Below are 26,865 nucleotides of genomic sequence, written 5' to 3' on the forward strand. Positions count from 1 at the left end.
CGCAAGGGCCCCTTGCTTTTTGGGGCCCCTCAGCCTGCGGCGGGCACTGCCGCCAGCAGCGCCGCGCAGGCCAGCGCCACGCCGGCCAGGCCCGCCCAGGCGCGCCGGGCGCTGCGGGTGCTGAACACCCACAGGGCCGCCGCCGCATGGAAGGCAAAACCCGACAGGCTGGCGATGAGCACGCCGTCGGCCCGCGAGGCGGAGGAAATGTGCGGCAGCGCCACGGCCAGCGCCGACGCCAGCAGCGCGGCCGCCGCGTAGCCGCCGAAGGTGGCGGCCGCCACGCGGCTGGCGATGGCCAGCCAGGCACGGGTGCTTGGCGCCCGGCTCATCCCGGGATTCCTTTGCGCAGGGCGCGCCGCACCTGCCAGGCTCCCCAGGCCAGCGCCACGCCAAAGCCCAGGGCCACCAGTTCCACGCCCGCCTGCTGCCAGTCGCCCGCCAGGGCATGGCGCCAGGCCTGCTGGCCCGTGGTCCATTGGTTCAGCAGGGGCAGGGCCAGGCACAGCACGGCGGCGGCCGACAGCTGCTCCACCCAGGCCCGCGCGGCGGGGCGGCACGCGGCGTGCAGCGCGGCAGCCAGCCAGGCGCAGAGAAAGCCGCGGATCTCCCAGGCCTCGCGGCCCGGCAGGTCCGCCGGCAGCAGGCGGTTGCACCACAGGTAGGCGATGCAGGCCACGGCGGTGCCGGCCAGGGCCGCCACGTTCAGGGCCTCGGCCGCGCGGTAGGCCCAGGGCGTGGCCGGGCCGGACTCCTTGCCGACCTTGCGGCGCCGCTTGATGCCAAACAGGATGGTGCCCGTGGCCATCATCGCCGTGCCCGCCAGCCCGCTGAAGAAGTAGAGCCACTTGATCGTCCAGCCGCCGAAGTGCGCCAGGTGCAGCGCGGCCATCACGCCATGCGCCTGGGCACTGGCAGGGGTGGCGCCGGCCAGCGGGCGCTGCACCTGCAGCACGGCGCCGTCCACGCCGTCGAAGGCCACGCTGCCCACGGCCTGGTGCAAGGTGCGCGGGTCGCCGCTGGCGCGGGTGTGGATGCGCACGACCATGGCTGCGTCGCCCGGCTGTTCGACCACCACCAGGCGCGGCGGCTGGCCCGTCAGGGCCTGGGCCTGCGCCAGCAGGGGGGCCAGGCCGTGCAGCGGCGCCGCGGTGCCGCTGCGCGCGCGCCGCATGGGCGGCGCCTGGTGCGTCAGCTCCTGCTGGAAGCGGCCGTGGGCCGCGCCGTCGGCGCCGTAGACGGCCCGCAGGGGCCAGGGCAGGTAGCTGGTGTAGAAGATGGCCAGCCCGGTGTAGACGATCATGAACAGAAAGGGCAGCGCCAGCACGGCCGTGGCGTTGTGCGCGTCCAGCCAGGAGCGCTGGCCCTTGGCCGGCCGGAAGGTGAAGAAGTCGGCAAAGATGCGCCGGTGCACCACCACGCCGGACACCAGGGCCACCAGCATGCCCACCGAGAGCCAGCCGACCAGCCAGTAGCCGGGAACGCCGCCGTGCAGCGTGTAGTGGAACGTCATGAAGTGGCGCCCGCCTTCGGTTCTGCGGCCCCAGGGCGCGGGCAGCAGGGCGCCGCTGGCCGGGTCCAGCGCGGCCGTCTGCGGGCCGCCGCGCGCTCCGGCGGCGGGCGGCCAGGCCAGGCGCAGCGCATCGCCCGGCTCCCGGGGCAGCTCGATGCGCCAGAAGCGTGCGCCCGCCCCGTGCGCGGCGAGGTGGCGCGCGGCGGCCTGCAGCGCCGCGTCGCTGGCGCCGCCGGCTGCGCCGGGCACGCTGGCGGCGGGCGGGCGCGCCTCCATCCAGCGCGTGATGGGCTCGCGGAACACGCTCAGCGTGCCCGTGAGGAAGATGGCGCACAGCAGCCAGCCGCAGACCAGGCCGCACCAGGTGTGCAGCCAGGCCATCGACTGGCGAAAGCCCTGCGGCGCGGGCGCCATGTGGTCAGAAGGCGCCGCGCAGCGTCAGCGTGGCATTGCGCGGCGTGCCGTAGCCGTTGCCGTTGCGGGTGCCGCCGACGAATTCCCAGTAGGTCTTGTCGAACACGTTGCCCACGTTGAGCGACACGCTCCAGGTGGGGCTGATGCGGTAGGACGCGCGCAGGTCGAGGATGGCGCGCCCGGGGTTCTGCACCACGGTCACGTAGCTGCGCGTCTGCGCGCTCAGGTTGGCGCCCACGGTCCAGGCCGACCACTCGCCCGGCAGCGTGTAGCTGGTGGCGGCGCGCAGCAGGTTGCGCGGGGCATCCGCGGTCAGGGGTTCGCCCGCGTCGTCGCGGGTGCTCAGGTAGGTATAGCCGGCGGCCACTTCCCAGCCGGGGGCGAGGCGGCCCGCCACCTCGGCGTCGACGCCCTGGCTGCGCAGCAGGCTGGCGTTGCGGTAGCAGTCGCTGGTGGTGATGCCGGGGCAGCCGCCGACGTGCTCGGTGTCGAGCACGGCCACGTTGCGCTTCTTGGTGTGGAACAGCGCCAGCGCCACGTTCAGGCGCCTGTCCATCAGCTCGCCCTTGATGCCGGCCTCGTAGTTGTCGCCCTCGGCGGGCTTGAGCAGCCCGCCGTTGAAGGACGAGTACTGCGACTGCGGCACGAAGGTGCTGGCGTAGCTGGCATACAGCGACCACTGCGGCCCCAGGTCGTACACCACGCCGACGTAGGGCGTGAGCTGGCCGTTCTGCGCGTAGTCGTTGGTCACCTTGCCGGCGACCAGGTCGTCGGTGTGGTACTTGTACCAGTTGAGCCGCCCGCCCAGGTGCAGGTGCAGGCGGGGCACCACCTCCAGCCGGGCGTTGCCGTACAGCGCCAGCAGGCGGACCTTGTCCTCCAGCTGGCTGGCATAGGCGGGCGTGGCGGGCTCGGGGATGAGTCCGTGCGGGAAATTGAAGATGTCCACGGGGATGTTCATGCTCACCGTGGTCGAGCGGCCGATGGCCTTCTGCTCCGTCCAGCTCGCGCCCAGCAGCGCCTTGTGCGTGCCGCCGAAGGCGTTGAAGCTGCCGGTGAGGCTGGCGTCCAGGCCGGTGGCATCGATGGACCGATCGACGAAGTAGTTGCTGGTGATGCCGAAACCCTTGCCCGTCGCCTTGTCCACCGCGCCGCGCGCCGTGTTCAGCTTCTGCACGATGCCGGTCTGGCTGTGGTTGACGGTGAGCTTGGCGCGCCAGTCGCCAGCGAGCTGGTGCTCCAGTTCGGCGAACACGTCGTCGGTCGTGGCCTGGTGGCGGTTCCAGTATTGGCCCAGCGACGTCGAGCGCGGCAGGCCCAGCGAGGTGGCATCCGTGTACATCGGCAGCTGGAAGATGGTGTAGCCCGTGATGTCCTGTTCCTGGTGCCGGTAGCCGGCCGTGGCCTTGGTGCCGGGGGCCAGGTCGGCGTCGATCACGCCGTAGAGCAGCGGCGCCTTGGTGTGGGCCAGGTCGTAGAAGTAGTCGCGGTCGGTGTAGGCGGCCACCACGCGGCCGCGCACCGTGCCGGCCTGGTTCAGGGCGCCGCCCGCGTCGATCTCGGTGCGGTAGTGGTTCCAGGAGCCGATGCTCTGCGCCACGTCCAGGTGCCCCTCGGCGCGCGGGCGCTTGCGCACCATGTTGACTACGCCGCTGGGGTCGCCCGCGCCCACCGCCAGCGCGCCCGCGCCGCGCAGCACCTCCACGCGGTCGAAGGTCGCGGTGTCCACCGGCACCCAGCCGGTGGGGTTGTAGGCGCCGCCGGGAATGCCGTCGATCAGGAAGTTGGTGTCGGGGATGACGTAGCCGCGCATGGTGTACACGTGCGCGCCGAAGTTGCGCTGCGACTTGGCCGCGCCGGTGGTCTGCTGGACCACGGCCTCGACCGAGGTCAGGTTCTGGTCGTCCATCTGCTGGCGCGTCACCACCGTGACCGACTGCGGCGTCTCGCGGATGGACTGCTCCATCTTGCCGATGGTCAGCGCCCGCGTGGTGTACGAGCCCGTCTGCTCGGTCGTGGGGCTGGCGACGGCCTCGGCCGTCACGCGCACCTCGCCCAGGGTCTGGCTGGCGGCGGGCGTGTGGGCGGCGGCGCTGGCGGCGGCAGGCGCTGCCGGTGCGGCGGGACGCAGGCCCCAACTGCCCGAGCCGGTGCGTACCAGCTCCAGCCCGCTGCCGGCCAGGGCCGCGCGGGCGGCCTGCTCGGCCGTCAGGCTGCCGCGCACGGCGGGGGCGGTGCGGCCGCGCACCAGTTCGGCGTCGATGCTGATCTGCTGGCCGCTGTCGGCGCCGATGCGCGCCAGCGCGCTGCCCAGCGGCTGCGCGGCCAGGTCGTAGCTGCGCACGGCCTGGGGCGCGGCAGCGGGTGGGGTGGATTGGGCGTGGGCGCCCAGCGCGCAGGCCAGGGCGGCGGCGGCCAGGGCGCGCGGGGTCAGGGGGCAATGGAGCGGCATGCGGAAGGTCTCGGCAAGAGGAACGACGGATGAAACGCAGGTTTCCAAGGCTTGTCGAACACGCCGCGAAAAGTGTTCATCTTTTTTGTGCCGAACCCGGCTGGTGCCGCTTTTTGCTATTTGTTTGATAGCTTTTCGCGCTTGATGCTATTGGCCTGGAGGCTAATTCGGCTTCTAATTGCAGCAGGTGCCGTCACTCGATCGCCACCAGCCAGCCGCGCTGGTATACGCGCACCTCGATGGGCAGCGTCTCGGCCAGCGCCGCCAGCGCGCGGTCCGTGTCGTCGAGCGCGTAGCTGCCGTACACGCGCAGCGCCGCCGCGCGCGGCGCGATGCGGATGAAGCCCCGGCGGTAGGCGCGCAGCGCCTGCACCACGTCGCCCAGGGGCTGGTCGTGCGCCTCGAACAGCCCGTGCCGCCACGCGGCGGCCGTGCCTGGGGCGATGGGGTCGGGCGTGATGGCCGTGGGGCTCCAGCGGGCGCTGCGGCCCTCCTGCAGCGTCTGGCGCTGGCCGCTGGCGGTGGTGATCTCCACGCTGTGCTCCAGCATGCCCACCAGGCTGTCGTCCGCGTGCTGGCGCACGATGAAGCGCGTGCCCAGCGCGCGCACCTGGCCGTGGGCCGTGCGCACGATGAACGCGGGGGCCTGCGCGCCCGCGGGCTGCGGCGCGGCGTGGGCCAGCAGCGCGCCCTGGCGCAGGGTGACGGTGCGGCGGCCGGGGCGGAAGTCCAGGTCGGCCGCGGAGCGTGCGTCCAGCGTGACGGTGCTGCCATCGGGCAGCGCGAAGCCGCGCCGCTCGCCCGTGCCGGTGCGCAGGTCGGCGCTCCACTGCGCGAGCGGGGCGTGCCGCTCGGCCAGCAGCGCGGCGCCCGCCGCCACGCCGCCCAGGCCGAGCGCGCCGCGCAGCAGGGCGCGGCGGCGGCGTGCGCGCGCCTCGGCGCGGGCCAGGGCCTCGCCCATGGTGCGGCCGGCGCCCGGCATGGCGGGCGCGGCGTCCCCACGCAGTGGGGCCAGCATCTGCTGCAGCGGCGCGTGCAACTGCTCCCAGGCCGCGCGGTGGCGCGGATCGGCATCCAGCCAGCGCGCGAAGCCGTCGTGTTCCCGCGCGCTGACCTGGCCCGAGTTCAGCGTGACAAGCCAGCCGATGGCGGCCTCGGTGGCCGCGTCGAGCGCGGCGTTTGCGGGCATGGCGGGTTCTTTCACACGTTCTCAGGCCCTGCACGGCGCGGCGATGCCGGCCTGCTGGCGCGCCAGGGCGATGGCGATGCGGCGAAAGCCCTCGGCCATGTGGCGCCGCACGGTGCTCTGCGAAATGTCCAGCTGCTGGGCGATCGCCTCGTAGGTCAGGCCGTCGACCTGGCTCAGCAGGAAGGCCTGGCGCGCCTTCAGCGGCAGGCCTTCCAGGGCGTTGGCGACGGTCTCCAGGGTTTCCAGCAGCACGGCGCGTTCCTCGGGCGAGGGGGCCAGCGCCTCGGGCTGCTGGGCCAGGGTGTCCAGGTAGGCGCGCTCCAGCTCGCGCCGCTGCCACAGCGTGAACAGCAGGCGCTTGGCGATGGTGGTGAGGAAGGCGCGTGGCTCCTCCACCACGCTGGCCTGGCGCGCGGTGAGCGCGCGCAGGAAGGTCTCCGACGCCACGTCCTGCGCCTCGGCCGTGTTGCGCAGGCGCGCCTGCAGGCGCGACAGCAGCCATGCGTGGTGCCCGGCGTAGAGCTGCTGGGCGCGGTGCAGAGGGTCGATGGGCGGGTGCGGCACGGACATGGCGCCATTCTAAATGTCGAATAAGAATGGTTTTCATTATGTGTCTTGAGGCCATTGCAGGCGGGGCGCGCGCGGCCGGGCTACGATCGGGCGCATCGACAGCCACCGCGAAGCGCGCCGCCATGACCACCGAAGCCCTGCTGGCCTATGCCCATTTCCTCGCCATTCTCATGACCGCCACCTTCCTCGCCAGCGAGGCCGCGCTGTGCCGCCGCGAGTGGATGAACGCCGCCGTGGTCGAGCGGCTGGTGCGGCTGGACCTGCTCTACGGCATCAGCGCGCTGGCGCTGCTGGCCACGGGCCTGGCGCGTACCTGGTGGGGCATGAAGGGCGCGGGCTGGTACTGGTCGCAGCCGCTGCTGCACGCCAAGGTCACGCTGTTCGTGGTGATCGGGCTGATGTCGCTCGGGCCGACCATGCGCTTCCTGCGCTGGCGCCGCCAGCTGCGCGCCACGGGCGCGCTGCCCGCCGAGGCCGAGGTGCGCGGCGCGCGCCGCCTGGTGATGATCGAGGCGCACCTGATGGTGCTGATTCCGCTGCTCGGGGCGTTCCTGGCGCGCGGCGTGGGTACGCGCTGAAATTTCAAGCCAGACAGGCCTCCAGCCCTTTCCCAGAAAGCGCTGGCAGCTATGGTTTTTGAGATGCGTTGGCCGGAAACGGCAAACCCCGCGCGCGGTGGGGTTTGGCGGGGTGGGGCTTGCGCGCCGGTGTCAGGCCGCGGGCTTGTTGCTCAGGCATTCCTTCATGAAGGCCTTGCGCTCGGCGCCCTTGAGGTCCTTGGTCTTGGCGTCGGCATTGCAGGTCTTCATCTTCTCCTGCTGCTTGGCCTGCTTGCTGGCGCTCAGGCACTGCTTCATGAAGGCCTTGCGCTCGTCGCCCTTCTTGTCGCCGGCCTCGGCGTTGCACGTGGCCATCCTGGTCTGCTGGGCGGTCTTGGGCTTGGCGGCCTCCTCGGCTGCGTGGGCGGTGGCAAAAGAGAGGGCCAGGCCGGTGGCGGCGATCACGGTAAGCAGCTTGTTCATGGAAATGCGCTCCTGCGAAAGAGGAAGAGGGATGTGTGAAAGCCCGCGTGCGGGCCATTCAGCATAACGCCACAGCCCCCGCGGCGGATGACGCCCGCCCCGTAGAATCGCCCCCATGCTCTCCGTCAAACAGGAATTGCTCGCGGCGCTGGCTGGCGAGCTGGAAAAAATCTCGCCCGGCGCCGGTGCGCGCGCCGCATTCGAGTCGCCCAAGGTGGCCGCGCACGGCGACTTCGCCTGCACCGCCGCCATGCAGCTGGCCAAGCCGCTCAAGGCCAACCCGCGAGCCCTGGGCGAGCAGCTCAAGGCCGCCCTCGAAGCCACGCCGGCCTGCCAGCGCTGGGTCGATGCCATCGAGATCGCGGGCCCCGGCTTCCTCAACATCCGCCTCAAGCCCGCCGCCAAGCAGGAAGTGGTGCGCGAGGTGCTGGCCGCGGGCCAGCGCTTCGGCTACCAGCAGGACAACGGCGGGCGCGTGCTGGTCGAGTTCGTCTCGGCCAACCCTACCGGCCCGCTGCACGTGGGCCATGGCCGCCAGGCGGCGCTGGGCGACGCCATCTGCAACCTGTTCAGCACCCAGGGCTGGAACGTGCACCGCGAGTTCTATTACAACGACGCGGGCGTGCAGATCGACACGCTGACCAAGAGCACGCAGCTGCGCGCCAAGGGCTTCAAGCCCGGCGACGACTGCTGGCCCACCGACGCCGACAACCCGCTGGCCAAGAACTTCTACAACGGCGACTACATCGCCGACATTGCCCAGGCGTTCCTGGCCAGGGAAACGGTCAAGGCCGACGACCGCGAATTCACTGCCAACGGCGACGTGGAGGACTACGACAACATCCGCCAGTTCGCCGTGGCCTACCTGCGCAACGAGCAGGACAAGGACCTGCAGGCCTTCAACCTGAAGTTCGACGAGTACTACCTGGAGTCCAGCCTGTACACCAGCGGCCGCGTCGAGGCCACGGTGAACCGGCTCATCGCCAACGGCAAGACCTACGAGCAGGACGGTGCGCTGTGGCTCAAGTCCACCGACTATGGCGACGACAAGGACCGCGTGATGCGGAAAAAGGACGGCACCTATACCTACTTCGTGCCTGACGTGGCCTACCACATCGCCAAGTGGGAGCGCGGCTTCGCCAAGGTCGTCAACATCCAGGGCACGGACCACCACGGCACCATCGCGCGCGTGCGCGCCGGCCTGCAGGCGGCCGACGTGGGCATTCCCCAGGGCTACCCCGACTACGTGCTGCACACCATGGTGCGCGTGGTGCGCGGCGGCCAGGAGGTGAAGATCAGCAAGCGCGCCGGTTCCTACGTCACGCTGCGCGACCTGATCGAGTGGACCAGCAAGGACGCGGTGCGCTTCTTCCTGCTGAGCCGCAAGCCCGACACCGAGTACACCTTCGACGTGGACCTGGCCGTGGCGCAGAACAACGACAACCCGGTGTACTACGTGCAGTACGCGCATGCGCGCATCTGCTCGGTGCTGCGGGCGTGGCAGGAGCAGGGCGGCGACGTGGCTTCGCTACAGGGCGCGGATCTGTCGGCCCTCGAAGGCCCGCAGGCCCAGGCGCTGATGCTGCAGCTCGCCAAGTACCCCGAGATGCTCACCGCCGCCGCCGAGGGCGAGGCCCCGCACGACGTGACCTTCTACCTGCGCGACCTGGCCGCGGCATACCACAGCTACTACGATGCCGAGCGCATCCTGGTGGACGACGAAGCCGTCAAGCGCGCGCGCCTGGCCCTGGTTGCCGCCACGGCGCAGGTGCTGGCCAACGGCCTGGCGGTGCTGGGCGTATCGGCTCCTGAACGAATGTAAGCCTCTACTGCTATGAAAACACGACAACGCGGCGGCACCATCGTCGGCTTCATTTTCGGTTTGATCGTCGGGCTGGGGGTGGCGCTGGCCGTCGTGGTCTACGTGATGAAAGTGCCCGTGCCCTTCATCACCAAGGGCGGGCTGCGCGGCCCCGAGCAGGACGCGGCCGAGGCCGAGAAGAACCGCAACTGGAACCCCAACCAGGCACTGGCGGGCAAGCCGGCGCCCGCGCGGCCCGCCGAGCCCGCCGCCCCGGCGGCGTCCGAGCCCGTGGCGCCGGCGCCGTCCAAGGTGGCGGAGCCCAAGCCGGACGCCAAGGCCGACGCCAAGGAAGCGGTGGCGAAGAACCCCAAGGACAAGGACGCCAAGCCCGCGGCCTCGGCCGATCCGCTGGGGGACTTCGCCAAGGCCAAGGCCTCGAATGCCACGGTGGAGCCGTTCGAGTATTTCGTGCAGGCCGGCGCGTTCAACACCCAGCAGGATGCCGACGCGCAGCGCGCCAAGCTGGCCATGCTGGGCTGGGAGGCGCGCGTGAGCGAGCGCGAGCAGAATGGGCGCGCCTACTTCCGCGTGCGCGTGGGGCCGTTCGCCAAGCGCGATGACGCCGAGCAGCTCAAGGACAAGCTCAAGGGCGCGGGCGTGGAATCGACCCTGGTGCGCGTCCAGCGGTGATGCCCTGCCAGGCGCTGCGCGCCCGGCAATGAACTTTTCACGGGGGCGCCGCTCCCATCGCTATTCCGATCAAGGAGATTGACGAAACATGAAACGCCGCGAGTTTTCTCTCACCGCTGCCTCGGCCCTGGCCGTGGGTGCCATTTCCCTGCCCGCCATGGCCCAGCCGCGCGAAGGCAAGGACTACCGCAAGCTGGCCAAGCCCGCAGCGACCGAAGCGCCTGCCGGCAAGGTGGAAGTGATCGAGTTCTTCTGGTACAGCTGCGGCCATTGCAACGCCTTCGAGCCGGCCTTCGCCGCCTGGCTGAAGACCGCGCCCAAGGACCTCGTGGTGCACCGCGTGCCCGTGGCGTTCAACGGCAGCTTCGTGCCGCAGCAGAAGATCTATTACGCGCTCGAAGGCCTGGGCAAAACCGAGGAAATCCACGCCAAGGTGTTCCGCGCCATCCATGTGGACCGCCTGAAGCTCACCAAGGACGAGGAAATCTTCGACTGGATGGGCAAGCAGGGCGTGGACGTGGCCAAGTTCAAGGAGATGTACAACTCCTTCACCGTGTCGAACCAGGTGCGCAAGGCCACGCAGATTCAGGACGCCTACGGCGTCGAGGGTGTGCCCTCGATGGGCGTGGCCGGCCGCTACTACACCGACGGCACCATGGCCGGCAGCATGCAGAACGTGCTGCAGGTGGTAGAGCAACTGGCCGCCCAGGCGCGCAAGGGCGCCTGAGCCCTTTTTCCCCCCGGACCAGCAGCCCGCCCGTGCGGGCTGTTTTTCTTTCTCCCGGCCGGTCGCTGCGCTGTAAGGATGGCAAAGGCTTGCCTTCCTAGAATGCGCCGCCCATGCTGCACTGCAGCATGCGGCAATCGGTGCCAACAATCCAGGGAGAAAAATGTCCAATCCACTCTATGACAACATCAAGCGCGACCCGCGCTACGCGCAGCTCGTGCGCGAGCGGGCGCGCTTCGCGACGACGCTGGCGCTGCTGGTCATCGGCGTCTTCTTCGCCTTCGTGCTGCTGGTGGCCTTCGTGCCCGGCGTCATCGCCCAGCGCCTGTCGGAAGGCAGCAACCTGACCGTGGGCATTGCCCTGGGGTTTGCGCAGTTCGTGTTCTTCTGCGCGCTTACCTGGGTGTACGTGCGCCGCGCCAACCGCGATTTCGATCCCCGCAACGCACAGATCGTGCAAGACGCCCTGAGGAAGTCGTGATGCGCATGCCTTCCTCCTTCTCCTCCTCCTCCTCGCGCGCGCTGCTGGCGCTGTCCCTGCTGCTGCCGGCCCTGGCCTGGGCCGGCCCCGATCTGGGCGTGGCCCAGAAGCAGCCGCTCAACTGGCACGCCATCGGCATGTTCTTCGTCTTCGTGCTGATGACGCTGGGCATCACCTACTGGGCCGCCGGGCGCTCCAAGTCGGCGTCCGACTTCTACACCGCCGGCGGCGGCATCACCGGCAAGCAGAATGGCCTGGCCATCGCGGGCGACTTCATGTCGGCCGCCACGCTGCTGGGCCTCACCGCCATGATCTACGGCGACGGCGTCGACGGCTACATCTACATGGTGGCCTTCTTCGTCGGCTGGCCCATCATCCTGTTCCTGATGGCCGAGCGCCTGCGCAACCTGGGCAAGTTCACCTTTGCCGACATCACCGCCTACCGCCTGCGCCAGGGCCCGGTGCGCACCATGGCCGCCGTCAGCTCGCTCACGGTGGTGTGCTTCTACCTGGTGGCGCAGATGGTCGGTGCCGGCCAGCTCATCAAGCTGCTGTTCGGCCTGGACTACAACGTGGCCCTGGTCGTCGTGGGTGCGCTGATGCTGGTGTACGTGATCTTCGGCGGCATGGTCGCCACCACCTGGGTGCAGATCATCAAGGCCTGCATGCTGCTGGCCGGGGGCACCGCCATCATGCTGCTGGCGTTCTCGCAGTTCGGCTTCAGCTTCGAGACCCTGACCACCAAGGCCATGGAAGTGCACAAGCTGGGGCAGAACATGCTCTCGCCGGGCAAGCTGCTGGCCGACCCGGTGACCGCCCTTTCCATGGGCCTGGGCCTGATGTTCGGCATCGCCGGGCTGCCGCACATCCTGATGCGCTTCTTCACCGTGACCAACGCGCAGGAGGCGCGCAAGTCGGTGTTCTACGCCTCGGGCATCATCGCCTTCTTCTTCAACGTCATCGCCATCATGGGGCTGTGCGCCATCGTGCTGGTGGGCACCAACCCCGAGTTCTTCGAGGGCGGCCAGGTCGGCGGCAAGCTGGTGGGCGGCGGCAACATGGTGGCGCTGCACCTGGCCAAGGCCGCGGGCGGCAACCTGCTGCTGGGCTTCCTGTCGGCCGTGGCGTTCGCCACCATCCTGGCCGTGGTGGCCGGCCTGGCGCTGGCGGGGGCCTCGGCCATCTCGCACGACCTGTACGCCCGCGTCATCATGAAGGGCCAGGCCAGCGAGGAGAAGGAGATCCGCGTCTCCAAGATCGCCACCCTGTGCCTGGGCGTGGTGGCCGTGCTGCTGGGCATGGCGTTCGAGAAGATGAACGTGGCCTTCATGGTGGCGCTGGCGTTCGGCGTGGCTTCCTGCGCCAACTTCCCGGTGCTGCTCATGTCGATGTACTGGAAGGGCCTGACCACGCGCGGCGCCCTGGTGGGTGGCTACACCGGGCTGATCAGCTCGGTGCTGTTCGTGCTCTTCTCCAAGTCGGTGTGGGTGGATGTGTTGGGCCATGCCGCGCCGCTGTTCCCCTACACGCAGCCGGCGCTGTTCGCCATGCCGCTGGCGTTCCTGGCCATCTACGTGTTCTCCAAGCTCGACACCAGCGCCGAAGCGCAGGCCGAGCGTGCTGCGTTCGACGACCAGTACGTGCGCGCCCAGACGGGCGTGGGCGCTGCCAGCGCCGCCGCGCACTGAGCGCGCCATGCTGCTGGGCCTGGCAGGCCGCACGGGCCCGGCAGCCTGCCAGGAGGCAATGGGCTGGCTACAATGAACGCAAGATTCGTGCCCCTCATGATGAAACGCCTCCTCCCCCTCCTCCTGGCTTCGGCCCTGATCGCCTTGGGCGGCGGCGCGCATGCCGAGCGCGCCGACCGCAACAAGCCCATGAACATCGAGGCCGACGCGCTGCACCATGACGAGCTGCGGCAGACCAGCGTGTTCACCGGCCGCGTGGTCATGACCAAGGGCTCCATCGTGCTGCGCGGCGAGCGCCTCGAGGTGCGCCAGGACCCGCAGGGCTACCAATCGGGCACCGTGGCCGCCGCGCCCGGGCAGCGCGCGTTCTTCCGCCAAAGGCGCGATGCCGCGCCGGGCCAGCCCGAGGAATTCATCGAGGGCGAGGGCGAAACCATCGAATACGACGGCCGCGCCGACACGGTGAAGTTCATCCGCCGCGCCGAGCTGCGCCGCTACCGTGGCGCGGTGCTGGACGACGAGATCACCGGCGCCGTCATCGTCTACAACAACCTCACCGACCAGTTCTCCGTGGACGGCCAGAAGGCGGCCGCCAGCGCCGAGGGCGGCAAGGGCCGGGACGGCCGCGTGCGCGCCATGCTGGCGCCCAAGGAGCAGGCCGCCAGCCCCGCCGCGGCGGCGTCGGGCGCCGCGCCCGCGCTGCGCCCCAGCACGGCCATCGACGGAGGCCAGTGAGTGCGCGCCGCTGACAACGGCTGCGACGGCAGCTGCCTCGAAGTGCTGCACCTGGCCAAATCCTACGGCAGCCGCAAGGTGGTCAAGGACGTATCGCTCTCCGTGCGCAAGGGCGAGGTCGTCGGCCTGCTCGGGCCCAATGGCGCGGGCAAGACCACCTCGTTCTACATGATCGTCGGCCTGGTGCGCAGCGACGGCGGCGACATCCTGATCGACGGCCAGTCGGTGGCCAACATGCCGATCCACCGGCGCTCGCGCCTGGGGCTGTCGTACCTGCCGCAGGAGGCGTCGATCTTCCGCAAGCTCAGCGTGCAGGACAACGTGCGCGCCGTGCTGGAGCTGCAGACCGACGAGCGCGGCCAGCCCCTGCCCAAACCCGTGATCGAGGAGCGCCTCACGGCGCTGCTGGAGGAGCTGCGCGTGCAGCACCTGCGCGAATCGCCCGCACTGGCGCTGTCGGGCGGCGAGCGCCGCCGCGTGGAAATCGCCCGTGCCCTGGCCACGCAGCCGCGCTTCATCCTGCTGGACGAGCCGTTCGCCGGCATCGACCCCATCGCCGTGATCGAGATCCAGCGCATCATCGGCTTCCTGAAGGAGCGTGGCATCGGCGTGCTCATCACCGACCACAACGTGCGCGAGACGCTGGGCATCTGCGACCACGCCTTCATCATCAGCGACGGCGAGGTGCTGGCCCGGGGCACGCCCTCGGAAATCGTGGACAACGCCGAAGTGCGCCGGGTCTACCTGGGCGAACACTTCCGCATGTAGATGCAGCCCAGCCTGTCGCTGCGCGTTTCGCAGCATCTCGCCCTCACGCCGCAACTGCAGCAGTCGATCCGCCTGCTGCAGCTGTCCACGCTGGAGATGGCCCAGGAAGTCGAGCAGATGCTGGGCGACAACCCGTTCCTGGAGCGCGAGGACGACGAGGGCCCGCCGCACGAGGCGCCGCCCGAGCCCCCGCGTGCCAGTGCCGCCGCCACGGAGGCCGATGATGCTCCTGTTTCAGGAGCTGCCGACGCGCTCCCGGCAAGCGCTGAAGGCCAAAATGACGACTATGCGCCGAGCGACTGGGAAGGCGATGGCGGCGTCGATGCCGCGCACAGCGACGGCGAGTGGGGCGGCGAGTCCGCGCCACGCACGCGCGGCCAGGACGACGATGGGCTCGACGTGTTCGAGCGCGCGCGCAGCCACGAGTCGCTCACCGCGCACCTGCACCGCCAGGCCCTGGGCCTGCGCCTGCAGGAGGCGGATCGCGCGGCGCTGTACTTCCTGATCGAGTCGCTCAACGACGACGGCTACCTCGAAGACACGCTCGAAGACCTGGCCGAGGGCCTGGCGGGCAGCGAGGACCTGGAGCAGCGCGAGGAGCTGCTGCACCACTTCACCGTGGCGCTGCGCCTGCTGCAGAGCCTGGAGCCCACCGGCGTGGGCGCGCGCGACCTGACCGAATGCCTGGTGCTGCAGCTGCGCGCGCTGCAGGACGCCGAAGAGGCCGACCCCGCCGTGCTGCAGACCGCGCTGGCCCTGTGCGCCCAGCCGCTGGAGCTGCTGGCCCGGCGCGACGTGCGCCGCCTGGCCCAGGCCAGCGGCGCGGGCGAGGAGGGCACGCGCGCCGCCATGGCGCTGATCGCGCGCCTGGAGCCGCGCCCGGGCCGGCGCTTCGCCGACGTGCAGCGCAACATCGTCGTGCCCGACGTGATCGTGAAGAAGGCCGGCCAGGGCTTCAGCGTGCAGCTCAACCCCGACGTGATGCCGCGCCTGCGCGTGCACGAGGTCTATGCCAGCGCCCTGCGCGGGCAGCGCGGCCAGGACGGCCACCAAGCGCTGCAGGCGCGGCTGCAGGAGGCGCGCTGGTTCATCAAGAACATCCAGCAGCGCTTCGACACCATCCTGCGCGTGTCGCAGGCCATCGTGCAGCGGCAGAAGAACTTCTTCGTGCACGGCGAAATCGCCATGCGCCCGCTGGTGCTGCGCGAGATCGCCGACGAGCTGGGCCTGCACGAATCGACCATCTCGCGCGTGACCACGGCCAAATACATGGCCACGCCGCAGGGCACCTACGAGCTGAAGTACTTCTTCGGCTCGGGCCTGGGCACCGATACCGGCGGCAACGCCTCCAGCACGGCGGTGCGTGCGCTCATCAAGCAGTTCGTCGCGGCCGAGAACCCCGCCAAGCCGCTGTCGGACAGCCAGATCGCCGAGATGCTCAAGGAGCAAGGCATCGAGTGCGCGCGCCGCACGGTGGCCAAATACCGCGAGGCGCTGAAGATCGCGCCCGCCAACCTGCGCAAGACCCTCTGAACATGGCCCGCATCGTCTGTGACCTTCCGCCGCGCTTCGGCTTCGCCACCGAAGTGCAGGTCTACATCAACCACGTCAACCAGGGCGGCCACCTGGACAACGCGCTGCTGCTCACGCTGGTGTCCGAGGCGCGCGTGCGCTTCTTCCGTGCGCTGGGCCATTCCGAGGCCAACGTGGGCGGCCTGCCCATCGTCGTGGGCGACATGCAGGCGCAGTACCGCAGCGAGGCCTACCACGGCGAGACGCTGCGCGTGGAGATGATGCCCATGGACCTCGGCCGCTGCGCCTTCGACCTGGTGTGGCGCATCACCGAGGCGGCGCAAGGGCGCGAGGTGGCGCGCGGCAAGAGCGGCATCGTCTTCGTCGATGGCGCCACGCGCCGCGCCGCCACCATGCCCGAGGCGGTGCGCGCGCAGCTGCTGGCGCTGTAGCGCGCCTGCGGCAGGAATTTATAAGAAATCAGGCTCAAACGCTTGACTGGCAAGCGCTGGAAGCTATCAATTCAGGAGTCTGTGCGCCCCGGCCGGCGGCAGCTTGAAGCCCGCCACCACCTCGGCCAGGTCGTGCGCCTGCTGCTGCAGCGCGTGCGCCGCCGCCGAGGCCTGCTCGACCAGCGCGGCGTTCTGCTGCGTGGCCTGGTCCATCTGCGACACGGCGCTGCCGACCTCGGAGATGCCCGTGCTCTGCTCCTGGCTGGCGTTGCTGATCTCGTTGACGATGGAGGTCACGCGGCGGATGCTCTGCTCCACCTGCTCCATGGTGGCTCCGGCGTCCTTCACCAGGCGGCTGCCGGCATCGACCTGGGTCACCGAGTCGTCGATCAGCCCCTTGATCTCCTTGGCCGCCGAGGCGGCGCGCTGCGCCAGGGTGCGCACCTCGCCCGCCACCACGGCGAAGCCCCGGCCCTGCTCGCCGGCGCGCGCGGCCTCGACGGCGGCGTTCAGCGCCAGGATGTTGGTCTGGAAGGCGATGCCGTCGATCACCTGGATGATGTCCACGATCTTGCGCGATGCCGCGTCGATGCCGCCCATGGTCTGCACCACCTGCTGCATCACGCTGCCGCCCTGGCCGGCCACCTGCGAGGCGCTGGCGGCCAGCTCGTTGGCCTGGCGCGCGTTGGCGGCGTTCTGTTGCACCGTGGCGGTGAGCTGCTCCATGGCCGATGCGGTTTCCTCCAGCGAGCTGGCCTGCTGCTCGGTGCGCCCCGACAGGTCGTTGTTGCCCGAGGCGATCTCGGAAGACGCCAGGCGCACCGACTCGGACGCGTCGCGGATGCGCTGCAGCACCGAGGCGATCTTGCCGGTGAAGGCATTGAACGACTGGCCGATCTGCGCCAGCTCGTCATGCCCGTGGGCGTCCATGTGGCGCGTCAGGTCGCCCTCGCCCGAGGCGATGTCCTGCAGCGCGTCGCGCACGGCCACCAGGCGGCCCAGCATGCGCCGCACCACCGCCGCCATCACCAGGGCGGCGGCGATCACGCACAGCACGGTGCTGGTCAGGGCCACCTGGCCCAGGCGGTCCAGGGCCGACAGCGCATCGGCCCGCTCGGCGGCCACGGCCAGCACCCAGGGCGTGCCCGCCACCTTGGCGGCGTAGAGCAGGTGGTCCTTGCCGCCCAGGCGCACCACGGCGTGCCCGGTGGTGCCGGACAGGCCCGCGAGCAGGCCTGCGTCCAGCGCCGGGTCCAGTTCCTTCGCGGGCTTGAGCAGCAGGGATTGGTTGGCATGCGCCAGGATGTTGGACTGGCCGTCCAGCAGGAAGGCGAAGCTCTTGCCCGTGGGGTGGATGCTGTTGACCTTGTTCGCCACCGTGTCCAGGTGCACGTCGGAGCCCACCACGGCCACCGTCTTGCCGCCCGACTGCACCGGCTCCACGAAGCTGATGGTGAGCTTGCCGGTGCTGGCATCGACATAGGCCGGCGTGAGCGTGGCCTTGCCCTCCTGCTCGGCCTGCTTGTACCAGGGGCGCGCCGTGCCGTCGTAGCCCTCGGGCATGGGGTGCGAGAACACGTTGCGCTTGTCGGCATGGACGAAATAGGCGTCGTCGAAGCCCCCCGCCTGCTTGGCCGCGAGCAGGGCCGGAACCGGGTCGGGCAGATCGACAGCGGCCTTGAGCGAGCCGGTGACGCGCTGGTTGTCCTTGACCCACTGCGCCAGGTCGGCGGCGTACAGCTGCGTGACGCCGCCGATGCGCTCGTCCAGCGCCTGCAGCAGGTTGGCGCGCACGACCAGGAAGGCCACCAGCGACAAAACGATCAGGGACAGGGTGGCGATGGCGACGCTGACACCTGTCAGCCGGGCGCGCAAGGTTTGGAACATGGTGGCTTCTCCTCGGTGTGAAACATTGTGTGCGACCTTGTGTGACCTTGCTACCACGGTGTTTTTGGCGCAACAGGGGCAAACCAGCGCTTGCCAAAGCGTATGCTCCACCTGCTTTATGAACACCCTGCAACTTTTCCTGCCCTGCGCCGCTGGCGTCGAGGGCTTCCTCGCCGACGAGGTGCACGCGCTCACCGGTCTGACGGGGCACGACCTGCTGGTCGGCCGTGGCGGCGTGATGCTGGCCGCCTCCTGGCGCGAGGCCCTGCACCTGAACCTGCACAGCCGCCTGGCCCAGCGCGTGCTGGTACAACTGCAGCAGCGTCCCTACCGCAACGAAGGCGACCTGTATGAGCTGGCCAGCGACGTGGCCTGGGAGATCTGGTTCGCGCCTCAGCAGAGCTTCAAGGTCGAAGTCACGGCGCAGCACAGCCCGCTCAAGAGCCTGAATTTCGCCGCGCTGCGCGTGAAGGACGCCGTGGCCGACCGCTTCCGCGCCAAGCGCGGCGCGCGCCCCGACGTGGACACGCAGCGCCCCGACGTGCGCGTGCACCTGCACCTGACGGCACAGGACGCCACCCTCTACATCGACACCTCGGGCGAGCCGCTGTTCAAGCGCGGCTGGCGCGTCGACAAGGGCGATGCGCCGCTCAAGGAAACCCTGGCCGCCGCCATGATCGCCGCCACGGGCTGGAACCCGCACGGCGATGCCCCCCTGCCGCTGTACGACCCCTGCTGCGGCAGCGGCACCGTGCTCATCGAGGCGGCGCAGATGGCCTGCCGCATCGCCCCCGGGCTGCTGCGCCGCTTCGCCTTCGAGCAGCTCCTGCCGTACCAGGCCCATGTCTGGCGTGCCATCAAGGAAGAAGCTGCTGGCGCAGCCACCACGGGCGCCGTGCCCATTTTTGGCAGTGACGTTGCGCACCGCATGGTGGACTTCGCCCAGCGCAACGCCGAGCGCGCCGGCGTGGCCGCCAGCGTGCAGCTGCGCGGCGGCGACGCGCTGCAGCGCATGCCGCCGTGCGAGCAGCCCGGCGTGATGCTGCTCAACCCGCCGTACGGCGAGCGCATCGCCGCCGCCGGCACCGCCGGACGCAGTGCGCGCGAGCGCATGACGGTGGCCACGCGCGCGGGCCGCGAAACCGCGCAGGCCGGCGACGGCGTGGACTTCTTCGCCCAGCTCGCCAGCCACTGGAAGAAGCACTACGCCGGCTGGCAGGCCTGGATGCTCACGCCCGACCTGCAACTGCCCGGCAAGATGCGCCTGAAGGAGTCGCGCCGCGTGCCGCTGTGGAACGGGCCCATCGAGTGCCGCCTGTTCCGCTTCGACATGGTGCAGGGCGCCGTGCGCCAGCGCGCCCCCGCCGGGTCCCCCGATGCGGCCTGAGCTGCACCTGCCCGCGCAGGACAGCGCCACCGCGCGCGCCGTGGTGGTGGACACCAACATCGTGCTCGACCTGCTGCTCTTCGCCGACCCTGCCGTGGCGCCCTTGCGCGGCCTGCTCGCGCAGCAGCGCCTGGACTGGATCGCCACCACGCCCATGCGCGACGAACTGGCCTGCGTGCTGCGCTACCCGCACCTGCAGCCGCGCATGGCCGCCGCTGGCCTGGCGCCCGAGGCGCTGCTCGCCGCGTTCGACGCCCAGGCGCGCCGGGTGGACGCGGCGCCGCGCGCGCCCTGCGTCTGCAAGGACGCCGACGACCAGAAATTCATCGACCTGGCCGTGGCGCACGGCGCCATCCTGCTGTCCAAGGACCGCGCCGTTCTTTGCTTGCGAAAAAGGCTGCTGGCCCAGGGTGCGCAAGCGGCAGCAGCTATCGTTATTGAAGCAACGGAAGGATTTTCCCCATGACCGACACCCCACTGCCTCGCAGCCTGAGCAGCGACGAGCTCGATGAGCTCGACCAGATCCTGAGCGACCTGGGCGAGCGCGCCGAGGAAATCCCGCAATGGGAGTTCTGCGACGGCTTCCTCACCGCGCTGGTGTGCATGCGCCGGCGCGTGGAGCCGGCCGAATACCTGCCCATGCTGCTGGACGATGGCGCCGTGCTGGACGTGGAGGCCGGCGCGCCGCTGCCGCTGCTGCCTGCCTTCCAGGACGCGGCGCAGCAAGAGCGCTTCCTGCAGCTGTGGCAGTGCCGTTGGGACGAGGTGGCACACCAGCTCGCCGCCGACGTGCAGGCGCTGGACGACGAGCAGACCTACCAGCCCCACGCGCTCGACATGCGCGGCGCCGTGGCCATGCTGTCCGAGGCCGAGCGCGCCGAGCTCGAAGGGCAGGAGCTGCCCTCGCTGGGGCAGATCTGGGCCCTGGGCTTCATGTTCGCCGTGGAGAACTGGCCCGAGGAATGGGCCGCACCGCGCGACAAGGAGGCGGCGCAGTGGATCGACGCCGCCTTGGAGAGCATCGTCGCGCTGACCGAGGACGACCTCGGCCCGCCCAGCACCAACCTGTACGACGAGGAAGGCCCGGCCAGCGTGAGCCAGGACCGCATCGAGCTGCTGGGCGAGGCCATCTGGGCCGTGTACGACCTGCGCCAGGTCTGGAAAAGCCTGGGCCCGCGCATCGAGCCCGTGGTGCGCGCGCAGCAGCCCGGCCGCAACGACCCGTGCTGGTGCGGCAGCGGCAAGAAGTTCAAGAAGTGCCACGGCGCCTGATTGAGGCAAAAATGGGCTCCAGCGCCCGCCCGTAAAGCGCTGGAAGCTCCTTGATTCGTAGCGAAATGCCGTTGGGCGTGCATGCGGCACTGCGTGTTTGAGCTGCATCAAGCCACGTTGGATGCAAGCGGTTTCAATGGCGGGTTGCCTCCGGTTCCACCCATGTCCGCCCCCCTTGCCGTCCCCCCCGCCTGGCGCCCCGTGCTCGACCGCCTGGGCCGGGTCGCGCCGCGCCTGGCGGAGGCACTCCTGGTCTACGCGCTGGCCCTGGCCGTGGGGCAGGTGGCCTTCATGGGCTGGTCCGGCGCGCTGCTGTGGCCGCTGAACAATGCCTACTGGATGTTCCTCTTCGTGGCCTGGGCGGGCGTGCGCCTGGGGCTGGGCGGCACCACCGTGCTGCTCGGCCTGGTGGCCCTGCAGGCCGGCTGGGGCACGCTGCTGGGGCGCGGCTTCTTCGCGCAGGACCTGCACAGCGCCGGGCTGGGCTACGCCTCGTACATGGCCATCCTGGCGCTGGTGGGCTGGTCGCTCGCCGGCTACCTGGCGGCGCTGGAGCGCCGCAAGGCCGACGCGCGCATCGCCGCCATCGCCTTCGAGTGCCAGGAGGGCATGCTCATCACCGACGCCCAGGGGCGCATCCTGCGCGCCAACCGCTCGTTCCAGCACCTGAGCGGCTACGGCGCGCAGGAGGTGCTGGGGCGCGTGCCCGCCTTCCTGCTGGCGCATGGCGGCACGCCGCTCGAGCCCTTGCCGTGGAGCGCGCAGCAGCGCCAGGAGTGGCACCGGCGCAAGTCGGGCGAGCGCTACCCCGTGTGGTTCACGCGCACGCCCGTCACCGGCGAGGGCGGGCGGGTCACGCACTACGTGCTCACCATGACCGACCTGAGCGACTGGCGTACCCAGCGCGCCCAGCGCCGCCAGCGCGAGCTGCAGCACCGTGCGGCGCTGGTGCGCGAGGTGCACCACCGCATCAAGAACAACCTGCAGGGCATCTCCGGCATGCTGCAGGCGCTGGCCCTGCGCCACCCGCAGCTGCAGGCGCCGCTGGCCGAGGTCACCGGGCAGGTGCAGAGCATCGCCGTGCTGCATGGCCTGCAGGGACGCAGCCAGGCCGAGCAGGTGCTGCTGTGCGAGCTGGTGCGCGAGGTGGCGCAAGGGGTGGGCGCGCTCTGGGGCCTGGCGGTGGCGTTCACCCCGCCGCCACGGCCGCTGGCGTGCACGCTGCAGGCCGCCGAGGCGGTGCCCCTGGCGCTGATCGTGCATGAACTCATCGTCAACGCCGTCAAGCATGGCGGGCTGCGCCACCAGGACGTGCGCGTGGCCCTGTGCCCCGGCGTGCAGAAGGGCGAGGTCTGCATCGCCATTTCCAACCCCGGGCACTGGCCCGCCCAGGGGCCCGATGCCACCCAGGTCGGCCTGGAGCTGGTGGCCGCGCTCATGCCGCGCAGCGGCGCCGCGCTGGCGCTGGTGCAGCAGGGCGAGCGCGCGCTGGCGCGGCTGTGCCTGCAGCCGCCGGTGCTGCAGGCCGGACAAGGAGAACCCAACCATGCAATTCACTGAAGCCCAAGAACCCGCCGGCGCGCCGCGCCTGCTGCTGGTGGACGACGACCGCCTGGTGCTGGGCACGCTGGCCCAGGGCCTGCGCCACATGGGCTACGCGGTGGATACGGCCGAATGCGCCGAGGATGCCGAGGCGCAGCTCACCGGCGGCCTGCGCCCCGACCTGGCGCTGATCGACGTGCAGATGCCCGGCGCCGGCGGCCTGTGGCTGGCGCAGCGCCTGGCGCAGCTGGAGCACGTGCCCTTCGTCATGTTCAGCGCCTACGGCGACGCCGCCACCGTCGAGCAGGCCACGCGCTGCGGCGCGCTCGGTTACCTGGTCAAGCCGCTGGCGCTGGCGCAGATCCAGCCGGCCATCGAAACCGCGCTGCAGCGTGCACGCGAGCTGGACGAGTTGCGCCGCACGCGCGCGCAGCTCCAGGCCGCGCTGGACGCCGACCGTGCCATCAACGTGGCCACGGGCATCACCATGGTGCAGTACCGCCTGACGCGCCAGCGCGCCTTCGAGACGCTGCGCGGCGCCGCGCGCACCCAGCGGCGCAAGCTCGCGGCCGTCGCCAGCGAAACGGTGCAGGCCTGCGAACAATTGTTTCTTTGAGTTACATCAGACAAATGCTGCGTGCGGCACCGATCTCGGGGTTGAACCGTATACAGCGGACACGGCCCTGTTGAAGAATGCCCCTCGCCCGCGCGGCCCTGCACCGCCGCGCTGCGGCATTCCCGGGGCCCTGATCCTGCCTTCGTTCGTGTCCGGCATCGTGCCGGGCTTGTATTCCATGCACGAAGCAGGGTGCGCCGATGCCAGGCTCTTCCACCGATCTCCATGCAGCAGCTGCGGCCACCGAGCCCCTGGGCCGGATCGCGGGCCTGCTCGCGCACCTGCGCATCCGCACGCGCATCGGGGCGCTGATGCTGCTGGCCGCGCTCGTCGCCGCGCTGCTGGCGGCCATGGGCATTCGCGGGCTGGCGGCCTCCAAGGAAAGCCTGCGCGTGGTCTACGAAGACCGCATGGAGCCTGTGCGCAGCCTGTCGCAGATTTCCCGCCTGATGCTGGCCAACCAGCTGCAGATGCAACTGGCGCTGGCGCGCACCAGCGCGCAAGGCGGCATCGTGCGGCTGGAGCGCATTGCGGCCTGGCAGGCGGCCGAGCAGATCGAGCAGAACGTGGCCGCCATCGACGAGCTGTGGCACGGCTACCTGGCGGTGCCGCGCAGCGCTGCCGAGCAGGCCCTGGCGCAGCAGTTCGGCGCACGCCGGGGGCGCTACCTGCGCGAGGCCGTGGCGCCGACGCTGGCGGCGCTGCGCGGGCTCGACTACCCCGGCACGCAGCGCCTGGCGGCCAATGCGCACATGCTCTACGAGCAGGCCTACCCCGATATCCAGACGCTGGTGAGCCTGCAGTTCGATCAGGCGCAGGCGGCCTACCGCGCGGGCGTGCAGCGCTACGAGCGCACGGGCTGGCTGGCCCTGGTGTCGCTGCTGGCGGCCATGGCGGTGCTGGGGCGGCTCGGGCAACTGCTGATCCGCTCCATCGCCCAGCCGCTGCAGCAGGTCATTGCGCTGTGCCAGCGCATCGCCGCGGGGCGGCTGGACAACCCCATCGCCGTGCGCGGCCGCGACGAGATCAGCGAGGTGTTCCGCGCCCTGCGCACCATGCAGAAGCAGCTCGGCGACGGTGCGCGCGCCATCCACCAGCTGGCCTACTTCGACCCGCTGACCGAGCTGCCCAACCGCACCCAGCTGCGCCAGCACATGCAGCGCGCGCTCGAGGGCCGGGCCTCGCCCCGCCATGGCGCGCTGCTGCTGGTCGACCTGGACAATTTCAAGACCATCAACGACACCCTGGGCCACGAGGTGGGCGACCAGCACCTGCAGCACGTGGCGCGCAACCTGCGCGAGGCGGTGGGCGGCCAGGCGCTGGTGGCGCGCCTGGGCGGCGACGAATTCGTGGTGCTGGCCGATGCGCTGCATGCCGACGAGGTTCAGGCCCAGGAGCAGGCCCGCGCCCTGGCGCTGCAGGTGCTGACGGCGGTGGCGCGGCCCGTGCGCCTGGCCGGGCGCACGCTGCTGACCAGCGCCAGCCTGGGCGTGTGCCTGTTCCGTCCCGGCGCGGGTTCGGCCAAGGATCTGCTCAAGCGCGCCGACACCGCCATGTACCAGGCCAAGGCGGCCGGGCGCAACGCCTACCGCTTCTACGACCCGGTGCTGCAGGCACAACTGGAGGCGCGCACGGCGCTCGAGGCGGCGCTGCGCGGCGCCATTGCCGCGCAGCAGCTGGCGCTGCACTACCAGGTGCAGGTGGACGCGCAGCGCCAGCCTGTCGGTGTGGAGGCGCTGCTGCGCTGGCACCACCCGCACCACGGGCCGGTGTCGCCGGCACAGTTCATCCCCATCGCCGAGGACTCGGAGCTGATCCTGGAGCTGGGCGACTGGGTGCTCGACGCCGCCTGCGCCCAGTTGCGCGCCTGGGCCGACATGCCGCACATGAGCGCGCTGACCGCCTCGGTGAACGTGAGCGCGCGCCAGTTCGCGCACCCGCACTTCGTCGAGCACGTGCAGGCGGCGCTGGCGCGCTCGGGCGCGCGGGCCGACCTGCTGATCCTGGAGCTGACGGAAACCATGGTGCTGCAGGACGTGGCCGACACCGTGCGCAAGATGCAGGCGCTGCGCCGCCAGGGCGTGCGTTTTGCGCTCGACGACTTCGGCACCGGCTACTCCAGCCTGTCGCAGTTGCAGCGCCTGCCGCTGCACCAGCTCAAGATCGACCGCAGCTTCATCCAGTACATGGGCGTGCAGGCCAACGACACCGTGATCGTGCAGACCATCGTCGGCATGGCGCGCAACCTCGGGCTCGACGTGGTGGCCGAGGGCGTGGAGACCGAAGCGCAGCGCCAGGCCCTGGTGCAGCTGCAGTGTCCCGGCTTCCAGGGCTACCTGTTCGGCGCGCCGCAGACGGCGCAAGCCCTGCAGGCCGTGCTGGGCGGGCCGGGCGTGGCGCCGCGGCGCACCCTTTCCGTGGCCTATCCCTTATCTGACAGCATGCAGGAGAAGACGGCATGAACCGCTTCAAGATTTCCACCCGCGTGGCCGTGATGGCCGGCGCTTTGTCTTTGCTGGTCCTGGCCATGGGCCTGATCGGCCTGTGGGGCACCGCCCAGGCCAACGCGGCGCTGCGCGTGCTGTACGAGGAGCGCCTCATGGCCACGCAGCAGATAGGCCAGATCCAGGGGCTGCTGCTGCGCAACCGGCTGGCGCTGGCCGTGGCCCTGGTCACGCCGGTGCCCGAGCAGATGCGCGCCAGCGCCGACGAGGTGGAGGCCAACATCGCCGCCATCACCGGCATCTGGGCGGCCTACCAGCGCAGCACCATGGACGCGCAGGAACGCGCGCTGGCCGAGCGCTTCGCCGCGCACCGCCAGCGCTTCGTGCAGGAGGGGCTGGTGCCTTCCGTGGCGGCACTGCGCGCGCAGGACCTGGATCGGGTGCGCACGCTGGTGCTGGAGGCCGTGCGCCCCCTGTACCAGCCGGTGGGCGAGGACATCGCCGCCCTGGTGGAATTCCAGCACACGGCGGCGGGCCAGGCGCACGCCGACGCGCAGACGCGCTACGGCGTGCTGCGCGCCTTCGCCATCGGTGCCATCGGCAGCGGGCTGCTGTTCGCGCTGCTGTTCGGCACGGCGCTGGTGCGCGGCATTGGCGCGTCGCTGGGGCAGGCCGTGCAGGCGGCGCAGCGCGTGGCCAGCGGCGACCTGGCGCGGCCCATCGAGGTGCACGGGCGCGACGAGGCCGCGCAGGTGCTGCAGGCGCTGGCCGCCATGCGCGAGCAACTGGCCGCGGCGGTGCACGGCATCCGCGGCGGCAGCGAGAGCGTGGCCAACGCCGCCGTGCAGATCGCCGCGGGTAACCAGGACCTGGCCGAGCGCACGACCGCGCAGGCCAGCGCGCTGGAGCAGCAGGCGGCCGCGCTGGAACAACTGGGCGCCACCATGGAGCACAGCGCCGCCAACGCGCGCGAGGCCCAGCAGATCGTGCTGCGTGCCAGCGACGCCGCCACCCAGGGCGGCGAAACCATGGCGCACGTGGTGCGCACCATGGGCGAGATCCAGGCGCAGTCGGCGCGCATGGCCGACATCATCGGGCTGATCGACGGCATCGCCTTCCAGACCAACATCCTGGCGCTGAATGCCGCCGTCGAGGCGGCGCGCGCGGGCGCGCAGGGCCGGGGCTTCGCCGTGGTGGCGACCGAGGTGCGCAGCCTGGCGCAGCGCGCGGCCGATTCGGCCAAGGAAATCCGCCAGCTCATCGACACCAGCGTGGCGCGCGCCACCGAGGGCGCAGCCCAGGTGGACAGCGTGGGCCGCACCATTGCCGACGCGGTGGACGCCATCCGCCGCGCCGCCCCGCTGATGCAGGAAATCAGCAGCGCCAGCGCCGAGCAGAGCGCGGGCATGGCGCAGATCGGCGCCGCCGTGCAGCACATGGACCAGGGCACGCAGCGCAATGCCGCGCTGGTCGAGGAAATCGCCCACGCCGCCGAAGGCCTGCGCCAGCAGGCCCAGGCCCAGGTGGCGGCGATTGCCGTGTTCCGCCTGGCCGACATGCCCGCCACCCCCGTGGCCGCGCTGGAACCGCAGCCCCGGCCCCAGGCGGCGGCAGGTCCGGGGCCGCGGCCGCCGCAGCCGCCGCGCCTGCCCCAGCCCGCCGCGCGGCGGGCGTTGAAAGCGGCTTGAGCCTGGCCAGGG

At 70.8% G+C, this 26,865-nt stretch carries 24 protein-coding genes; 17 read left to right on the forward strand and 7 right to left on the reverse strand.

The genetic code is table 11. The features are described from left to right. Window positions 1-29 precede the first annotated feature (29 nt). The 5 genes from YS110_17125 to YS110_17145 all read right to left on the reverse strand — a co-directional run bounded on the left by YS110_17125 (window position 30) and on the right by YS110_17145 (window position 6,138). Window positions 30-332: a DUF3649 domain-containing protein gene (locus YS110_17125; GenBank protein UJB66354.1), complete on the reverse strand. Its 303-nt coding sequence runs from the start codon at window positions 330-332 to the stop codon at window positions 30-32. Next, the gene (locus tag YS110_17130) at window positions 329-1,894 is read right to left on the reverse strand and encodes a PepSY domain-containing protein (protein ID UJB67499.1); all 1,566 of its coding nucleotides are present in this window, start codon (window positions 1,892-1,894) and stop codon (window positions 329-331) included. Before YS110_17130 ends, YS110_17125 begins: the two co-directional genes overlap by 4 nt. 37 nt (window positions 1,895-1,931) lie before the next feature. Further along, window positions 1,932-4,379, reverse strand: coding sequence for a TonB-dependent siderophore receptor (locus YS110_17135; GenBank protein UJB66355.1), 2,448 nt, complete (start codon window positions 4,377-4,379; stop codon window positions 1,932-1,934). A gap of 193 nt (window positions 4,380-4,572) precedes the next feature. Then, complete coding sequence (locus YS110_17140) at window positions 4,573-5,568, reverse strand: FecR domain-containing protein (GenBank protein ID UJB66356.1); 996 nt, start codon at window positions 5,566-5,568, stop codon at window positions 4,573-4,575. Between the two features lie 21 nt (window positions 5,569-5,589). Beyond that, window positions 5,590-6,138: a sigma-70 family RNA polymerase sigma factor gene (locus YS110_17145; GenBank protein UJB66357.1), complete on the reverse strand. Its 549-nt coding sequence runs from the start codon at window positions 6,136-6,138 to the stop codon at window positions 5,590-5,592. 122 nt (window positions 6,139-6,260) lie between these two features. Between YS110_17145 and YS110_17150 the strand changes: the two genes are divergently transcribed. After that, window positions 6,261-6,716, forward strand: a complete 456-nt coding sequence (locus tag YS110_17150; GenBank protein ID UJB66358.1) for a DUF2214 family protein — start codon at window positions 6,261-6,263, stop codon at window positions 6,714-6,716. Between the two features lie 132 nt (window positions 6,717-6,848). On the opposite strand, the gene YS110_17155 is transcribed toward YS110_17150, so the two are convergent. Further along, entirely contained in the window at window positions 6,849-7,160 is a 312-nt protein-coding gene (locus YS110_17155) for a phosphate starvation-inducible protein PsiF (GenBank protein UJB66359.1), read from the reverse strand. A 115-nt stretch (window positions 7,161-7,275) separates the two neighbouring features. Between YS110_17155 and YS110_17160 the strand changes: the two genes are divergently transcribed. From YS110_17160 to YS110_17200, 9 genes are all read left to right on the forward strand, one after another. Then, complete coding sequence (locus YS110_17160) at window positions 7,276-8,982, forward strand: arginine--tRNA ligase (protein UJB66360.1); 1,707 nt, start codon at window positions 7,276-7,278, stop codon at window positions 8,980-8,982. A 12-nt stretch (window positions 8,983-8,994) separates the two neighbouring features. Next, complete coding sequence (locus YS110_17165) at window positions 8,995-9,654, forward strand: SPOR domain-containing protein (protein UJB66361.1); 660 nt, start codon at window positions 8,995-8,997, stop codon at window positions 9,652-9,654. Between the two features lie 88 nt (window positions 9,655-9,742). Further along, window positions 9,743-10,381: a thiol:disulfide interchange protein DsbA/DsbL gene (locus tag YS110_17170; protein UJB66362.1), complete on the forward strand. Its 639-nt coding sequence runs from the start codon at window positions 9,743-9,745 to the stop codon at window positions 10,379-10,381. Between the two features lie 163 nt (window positions 10,382-10,544). After that, window positions 10,545-10,862: a DUF485 domain-containing protein gene (locus tag YS110_17175; protein UJB66363.1), complete on the forward strand. Its 318-nt coding sequence runs from the start codon at window positions 10,545-10,547 to the stop codon at window positions 10,860-10,862. A 5-nt stretch (window positions 10,863-10,867) separates the two neighbouring features. Beyond that, complete coding sequence (locus YS110_17180) at window positions 10,868-12,550, forward strand: cation acetate symporter (protein ID UJB67500.1); 1,683 nt, start codon at window positions 10,868-10,870, stop codon at window positions 12,548-12,550. A gap of 96 nt (window positions 12,551-12,646) precedes the next feature. Beyond that, window positions 12,647-13,285: a lipopolysaccharide transport periplasmic protein LptA gene (gene lptA, locus YS110_17185; protein ID UJB66364.1), complete on the forward strand. Its 639-nt coding sequence runs from the start codon at window positions 12,647-12,649 to the stop codon at window positions 13,283-13,285. Further along, window positions 13,286-14,053, forward strand: coding sequence for an LPS export ABC transporter ATP-binding protein (lptB, locus tag YS110_17190; protein UJB66365.1), 768 nt, complete (start codon window positions 13,286-13,288; stop codon window positions 14,051-14,053). Beyond that, on the forward strand, window positions 14,054-15,586 hold the full coding sequence (locus YS110_17195) for an RNA polymerase factor sigma-54 (protein UJB66366.1): 1,533 nt from the start codon (window positions 14,054-14,056) through the stop codon (window positions 15,584-15,586). A gap of 2 nt (window positions 15,587-15,588) precedes the next feature. Further along, complete coding sequence (locus YS110_17200; protein UJB66367.1) at window positions 15,589-16,017, forward strand: acyl-CoA thioesterase; 429 nt, start codon at window positions 15,589-15,591, stop codon at window positions 16,015-16,017. A 66-nt stretch (window positions 16,018-16,083) separates the two neighbouring features. On the opposite strand, the gene YS110_17205 is transcribed toward YS110_17200, so the two are convergent. Beyond that, on the reverse strand, window positions 16,084-17,904 hold the full coding sequence (locus YS110_17205) for a HAMP domain-containing protein (GenBank protein ID UJB66368.1): 1,821 nt from the start codon (window positions 17,902-17,904) through the stop codon (window positions 16,084-16,086). Between the two features lie 118 nt (window positions 17,905-18,022). Here YS110_17205 and YS110_17210 point away from each other — a divergent pair, with 118 nt between their 5' ends. From YS110_17210 to YS110_17240, 7 genes are all read left to right on the forward strand, one after another. Then, a complete protein-coding gene (locus YS110_17210; GenBank protein ID UJB66369.1) occupies window positions 18,023-19,291 on the forward strand; it encodes a class I SAM-dependent RNA methyltransferase in 1,269 nt (422 codons plus the stop codon). Then, the gene (locus YS110_17215) at window positions 19,281-19,757 is read left to right on the forward strand and encodes a putative toxin-antitoxin system toxin component, PIN family (protein UJB66370.1); all 477 of its coding nucleotides are present in this window, start codon (window positions 19,281-19,283) and stop codon (window positions 19,755-19,757) included. Before YS110_17210 ends, YS110_17215 begins: the two co-directional genes overlap by 11 nt. After that, on the forward strand, window positions 19,754-20,563 hold the full coding sequence (locus tag YS110_17220) for a UPF0149 family protein (protein UJB66371.1): 810 nt from the start codon (window positions 19,754-19,756) through the stop codon (window positions 20,561-20,563). Before YS110_17215 ends, YS110_17220 begins: the two co-directional genes overlap by 4 nt. Before the next feature lie 162 nt (window positions 20,564-20,725). Then, a complete protein-coding gene (locus tag YS110_17225) occupies window positions 20,726-22,123 on the forward strand; it encodes a PAS domain-containing protein (protein ID UJB66372.1) in 1,398 nt (465 codons plus the stop codon). Beyond that, the gene (locus YS110_17230; GenBank protein UJB66373.1) at window positions 22,110-22,721 is read left to right on the forward strand and encodes a response regulator; all 612 of its coding nucleotides are present in this window, start codon (window positions 22,110-22,112) and stop codon (window positions 22,719-22,721) included. The genes YS110_17225 and YS110_17230 overlap by 14 nt, the downstream gene beginning before the upstream one ends. Before the next feature lie 200 nt (window positions 22,722-22,921). Next, window positions 22,922-25,183, forward strand: coding sequence for an EAL domain-containing protein (locus tag YS110_17235; GenBank protein ID UJB66374.1), 2,262 nt, complete (start codon window positions 22,922-22,924; stop codon window positions 25,181-25,183). Continuing rightward, window positions 25,180-26,853 carry a Tar ligand binding domain-containing protein gene (locus tag YS110_17240; protein UJB66375.1) on the forward strand — a complete coding sequence of 558 codons (1,674 nt, stop codon included), beginning with the start codon at window positions 25,180-25,182 and terminating at the stop codon, window positions 26,851-26,853. Before YS110_17235 ends, YS110_17240 begins: the two co-directional genes overlap by 4 nt. The last annotated feature ends 12 nt before the right edge of the window (window positions 26,854-26,865 follow it).

The organism is Acidovorax sp. YS12 (genome assembly GCA_021496925.1).
Taxonomy (GTDB): domain Bacteria; phylum Pseudomonadota; class Gammaproteobacteria; order Burkholderiales; family Burkholderiaceae_C; genus Paenacidovorax.

Excerpts from the sequence above, each read along its gene's own strand:
- YS110_17215 (UJB66370.1), top strand. The coding sequence starts at position 19,281 with ATGCGGCCTGAGCTGCACCTGCCCGCGCAGGACAGCGCCACCGCGCGC.
- YS110_17170 (UJB66362.1), top strand. The coding sequence starts at position 9,743 with ATGAAACGCCGCGAGTTTTCTCTCACCGCTGCCTCGGCCCTGGCCGTG.
- YS110_17140 (UJB66356.1), bottom strand. The coding sequence starts at position 5,568 with ATGCCCGCAAACGCCGCGCTCGACGCGGCCACCGAGGCCGCCATCGGC.
- YS110_17220 (UJB66371.1), top strand. The coding sequence starts at position 19,754 with ATGACCGACACCCCACTGCCTCGCAGCCTGAGCAGCGACGAGCTCGAT.
- YS110_17135 (UJB66355.1), bottom strand. The coding sequence starts at position 4,379 with ATGCCGCTCCATTGCCCCCTGACCCCGCGCGCCCTGGCCGCCGCCGCC.
- YS110_17230 (UJB66373.1), top strand. The coding sequence starts at position 22,110 with ATGCAATTCACTGAAGCCCAAGAACCCGCCGGCGCGCCGCGCCTGCTG.
- YS110_17155 (UJB66359.1), bottom strand. The coding sequence starts at position 7,160 with ATGAACAAGCTGCTTACCGTGATCGCCGCCACCGGCCTGGCCCTCTCT.
- YS110_17150 (UJB66358.1), top strand. The coding sequence starts at position 6,261 with ATGACCACCGAAGCCCTGCTGGCCTATGCCCATTTCCTCGCCATTCTC.
- YS110_17205 (UJB66368.1), bottom strand. The coding sequence starts at position 17,904 with ATGTTCCAAACCTTGCGCGCCCGGCTGACAGGTGTCAGCGTCGCCATC.
- YS110_17210 (UJB66369.1), top strand. The coding sequence starts at position 18,023 with ATGAACACCCTGCAACTTTTCCTGCCCTGCGCCGCTGGCGTCGAGGGC.
- YS110_17225 (UJB66372.1), top strand. The coding sequence starts at position 20,726 with ATGTCCGCCCCCCTTGCCGTCCCCCCCGCCTGGCGCCCCGTGCTCGAC.
- YS110_17195 (UJB66366.1), top strand. The coding sequence starts at position 14,054 with ATGCAGCCCAGCCTGTCGCTGCGCGTTTCGCAGCATCTCGCCCTCACG.
- YS110_17130 (UJB67499.1), bottom strand. The coding sequence starts at position 1,894 with ATGGCCTGGCTGCACACCTGGTGCGGCCTGGTCTGCGGCTGGCTGCTG.
- YS110_17200 (UJB66367.1), top strand. The coding sequence starts at position 15,589 with ATGGCCCGCATCGTCTGTGACCTTCCGCCGCGCTTCGGCTTCGCCACC.
- YS110_17240 (UJB66375.1), top strand. The coding sequence starts at position 25,180 with ATGAACCGCTTCAAGATTTCCACCCGCGTGGCCGTGATGGCCGGCGCT.
- YS110_17125 (UJB66354.1), bottom strand. The coding sequence starts at position 332 with ATGAGCCGGGCGCCAAGCACCCGTGCCTGGCTGGCCATCGCCAGCCGC.
- YS110_17235 (UJB66374.1), top strand. The coding sequence starts at position 22,922 with ATGCCAGGCTCTTCCACCGATCTCCATGCAGCAGCTGCGGCCACCGAG.
- YS110_17145 (UJB66357.1), bottom strand. The coding sequence starts at position 6,138 with ATGTCCGTGCCGCACCCGCCCATCGACCCTCTGCACCGCGCCCAGCAG.
- YS110_17175 (UJB66363.1), top strand. The coding sequence starts at position 10,545 with ATGTCCAATCCACTCTATGACAACATCAAGCGCGACCCGCGCTACGCG.
- YS110_17165 (UJB66361.1), top strand. The coding sequence starts at position 8,995 with ATGAAAACACGACAACGCGGCGGCACCATCGTCGGCTTCATTTTCGGT.
- lptA (UJB66364.1), top strand. The coding sequence starts at position 12,647 with ATGATGAAACGCCTCCTCCCCCTCCTCCTGGCTTCGGCCCTGATCGCC.
- YS110_17160 (UJB66360.1), top strand. The coding sequence starts at position 7,276 with ATGCTCTCCGTCAAACAGGAATTGCTCGCGGCGCTGGCTGGCGAGCTG.
- YS110_17180 (UJB67500.1), top strand. The coding sequence starts at position 10,868 with ATGCCTTCCTCCTTCTCCTCCTCCTCCTCGCGCGCGCTGCTGGCGCTG.